General features: G+C 71.8%; 5 protein-coding genes. 3 read left to right on the plus strand and 2 right to left on the minus strand.

The window, feature by feature from the left end; translation table 11 throughout:
- Positions 1-311: family 14 glycosylhydrolase (locus tag VN520_RS10410; protein ID WP_325746583.1), on the minus strand; the 311-nt coding region annotated here is incomplete at its 3' end.
- A gap of 288 nt (positions 312-599) precedes the next feature.
- On the opposite strand from VN520_RS10410, the gene VN520_RS10415 reads away from it, so the two are divergent.
- From VN520_RS10415 to VN520_RS10425, 3 genes are all read left to right on the plus strand, one after another.
- Positions 600-794 carry a hypothetical protein gene (locus tag VN520_RS10415; RefSeq protein ID WP_325746584.1) on the plus strand — a complete coding sequence of 65 codons (195 nt, stop codon included), beginning with the start codon at positions 600-602 and terminating at the stop codon, positions 792-794.
- A 66-nt stretch (positions 795-860) separates the two neighbouring features.
- Positions 861-1,151, plus strand: a complete 291-nt coding sequence (locus VN520_RS10420) for a hypothetical protein (RefSeq protein ID WP_325746585.1) — start codon at positions 861-863, stop codon at positions 1,149-1,151.
- A gap of 507 nt (positions 1,152-1,658) precedes the next feature.
- Positions 1,659-2,207, plus strand: a complete 549-nt coding sequence (locus tag VN520_RS10425; protein ID WP_325746586.1) for a DoxX family protein — start codon at positions 1,659-1,661, stop codon at positions 2,205-2,207.
- Between the two features lie 117 nt (positions 2,208-2,324).
- Here VN520_RS10425 and VN520_RS10430 read toward each other — a convergent pair.
- Positions 2,325-3,375, minus strand: a 1,051-nt coding sequence (locus VN520_RS10430) for a cytochrome P450 (protein WP_325746587.1), incomplete at its 5' end; no start/stop codon positions are given.

The following is a 3,375-nucleotide window of genomic DNA, read 5'->3' on the forward strand; positions in this document are numbered from 1 at the left end:
GACGTGATGAGGGCGAAGACGCGGTCGTAGTAGCTCCAGTCGAACCGGTTGTCCGCCTCTCCTTCGACATCGCCCCACCACACGTCGACACTCACGGCGTCCACACCGTAGGCAGCCACGGTCTCGAGATCGGCCTCGAACCCCGCCCAGTCGGTCACCCGCAGCGGCGCCATCACGTTGGCGCTGAACTCGGGGTTGTCGAGCGCCACCGGTCCTGGAGGCACCGGCCCGTCGGCGGGTGCCGCCTGGGCGGTGCCGACACCGGTGACGAGCAGGCTGAAGGCGGCGAGCGTCGCTGTGATGCACCTCACATCCAGCGATGCTGCCAGCCCGGTGTCCCGGCGGCACGGGGAGTGCTCGGGTCGGGATCGCCTCAAAGGCGTGTCCCCACGGACACGCCGTACCGACACGTTCGGGGGCGGTCGGTGAGCCGGGGAAGAGCGCCCAGGGATGACCCCCGCGGGTGCCCAGCGCGCGCGGAGGCACGGCGCCCGTCGGTCCGGCTCGGGCACTCCGACCGGGTGGGCCACCCCACGGGCGTGCGTCCGTGACGCCGGCGTGACGCCGTGCCGCGACGCTGAACGCTCCCGACTTGGACGGTGACCGTGGACGAGGACCGGAACGGCGTGCTCGTGGTGCGGGTCTGGCTCGAGGACGGCACCGATCAGTTCCGAGCCCGGCTGACCACCCCGGCGACCGACGGGGACGCATTCACCGTGGCCGTCACCTCCACGCCGGACGACGTGTGGCGCGCGGTGCGGAGCTGGCTCGGCGCATTCCTGCGCGACCACTGAGCGGTCAGCCGCCGGGGTCCGGGCGCGGGCGCGGTCGCCGCCTCCGCGCACGGCTTCGAGCCCGCCGTGCGCCTGCTGGTCGACCCGGCGGGGGAACAGCTGCTGCGCGTACCCGGGGACGAGCGCCCGGGCGAGGATCTGGGCCGATGTGTCCAGGGCGGTGAGACCCGGCCAGAAGCCGCCCCGCATCAGCAGCGGCCCCAGCAGGGCCGTGAGAGCGCCGGTCGGCAGTGTGAGCAGCGCTACGGCCACCGGCACAGCGGTATCGTGGTCGGGCTGGAAGCGCCGACCAGGGCGAGGGCGATCGACAGCAGCCGGGATCGTCACCGTTCCGTGCGGATATTCCTCGCAGGCTGATGCCAGGACGGGCCGCTCCGGAATTTCACGTGAACGGGACATCCGCTCCGGGGCGGGTGGTGTGACGACGCCGTGACGCCTTGACGTCGCATACGGCCGTCAATACGTTCGCATCTGCTCGCGAACCGCTCGGTTGATCGCTCTGTCGCGTAGAGAGTTCCGATGACGGTGACCATGATCTTCCGCATCCCACAAGCCTCTGGTTGCGCCGCTGGATCGTTCGACGACCGACCTGATGTGCACGCCCGAGCCGTCCGCGATGCGCCCGGCAGAATCGGAGCTCGAGTGGCTCGCGCAAGGGCCGGCCGACGGCGCATCGGCAACGGCTCGCACAACAGCGTGGCTGGTGATCACAGTGCTCATCCGCCGAGGCAACGGGAGTGCGGTCACGGTGGGGACATGCACGACACCGCTTCCCGGTCCGGTGTGTTCCGCGGACCGGCGCCGCACCTTTCCGCGCGACACCATGCGTTCCCGGTCGGGTCTTGTCTCGTCAAGGAGTGAACAATGCCGTCCAATTCTGCCGGTCAGACGACTTTCGCCGACAACAGGTCCGCCGTTCCAGGACGATCGATCGAGGCCGACCTCGGGCTGCTCGTCCTGAGGATCTTCCTCGGGGTGGTCTTCATCCTCCACGGAGCGCAGAAGCTCTTCGGCTGGTTCGGTGGCCAGGGCCTGAACGAAACGGCCCCCTTCTTCGAGTCCGTCGGCTACGCGCCGGGCAAGCCGCTGGTGCTCCTGAGCGGCCTCGTCGAGTTCGGCGGAGGCATCCTGCTCATCATCGGTCTCGGGGTCTCGCTCGTCGGTGCGGGGCTCGTCGCTGACATGGCCGGCGCAGCCCTGACGATGCACACCGTGGGCGGCGGGAAGTTCTTCGGCTTCGAGGGCGGCTACGAGCTGGAGCTGACGCTTCTGGTGGCTTGCCTCGCCCTCACCCTGATCGGGGGTGGCGGGCTGTCGCTGGACCGGGGCCGCCCGTGGGATCGTCCCCGGGTGCGGCTGGTGCTGGCAGCCCTCGGGCTCGTCGGCGCTCTCTTCGCGGCGCTGATCAAGTAGTCGCCCCAGGCCTCCTACTGACCCTGCCGGACAACGGGACAGCGCCACCCGGCGCGCGGGCCTCGCAGGCATGCCGGCTTCGCCGGAAGGGCGGGACCGTGGCCGCCCGGCGGAGGGTCAGGCCGAACTCGTCCCGGCCGGTTCCTGGTCGGACCGGCTCTCACCGGACGCGAACCGACCTCGCGGGCTCGTGGACCCGAGGACGACGGGCAGGGATCGGTAACCACGCAGGATGACCGTGACACGGCGGCGCCCGGAGCCCGCGAGATCGAGATCGGGAAAACGCTCGAACAGCGCCCGGAGCGCGACCTCGCCCTCCATCCGCGCGAGCGAGGCACCGAGGCAGAAGTGGATGCCGCTCCCGAAGGCGAGGTGCTCGCGCGCATTGGTGCGCGCGACGTCGAAGACGTGCGGATCGGGGAACACCCGCGGGTCCCGGTCGGCCGCGGCCAGCAGGAGGACCAGCCACTCGCCCTCGGCGACGGGGACCCCGTGGACGGTGGTGGACCGCCGGGCCCGGCGTCCGGTCCGCTGCACCGGGGGGTCGGCGCGGAGGACCTCGTCGACCGCGTTCGGCCACAGCGACGGGTCCTCGGCGAGCAGCCGGCGCTGGTCGGGATGGTCGAAGAGCAGGGCGGCCCCGTTGCCGATGAGGTTGACGGTGGTCTCGAACCCGGCGCCGACGACCAGCGCGGCCGTGGCCCGCAGCTCGGTCTCGGTGAGGCCGCTCCCGTCGTCGTCGACCGTGGTGACCAGGGCGGACAGCAGGTCCGGGCCCGGGTCCCGGCGCAGCTGCTGCAGGTGCCCGCGCCACCAGGCGTCGAGCTCGGCGAGGCTGCGCTCGACGTCGTGGTGGGTCGACCAGTCCAGGCCCATGTCCAGGACCGGCGCAGCGTGGTCACCCCAGGCGAGGAACTGCTCGCGCATCGCCACCGGGACGCCCAGCATCTCCGAGATGACCGTGACCGGCAGCAGGCTGGCGTAGCGGGCGGCGAGGTCCACCTGGCCGCCGTGCGCCGCGGCCTCGCGCTCGAGGCCGTCGAGGAGCTCGTCGGCGATCTGACGGGTGCGCTCGCGCAGCCCGGCGACGGCCCGAGCGCTGAACGCCCGGCTGACCAGCCGGCGGTAGCGGGTGTGCTCGGGCGGGTCGACGGCGACCATCGACGGC

Origin of the sequence: Streptomyces sp., assembly GCF_035563135.1 — a bacterium.
In the GTDB taxonomy this organism is placed as follows: Bacteria; Actinomycetota; Actinomycetes; order Streptomycetales; family Streptomycetaceae; genus Streptomyces.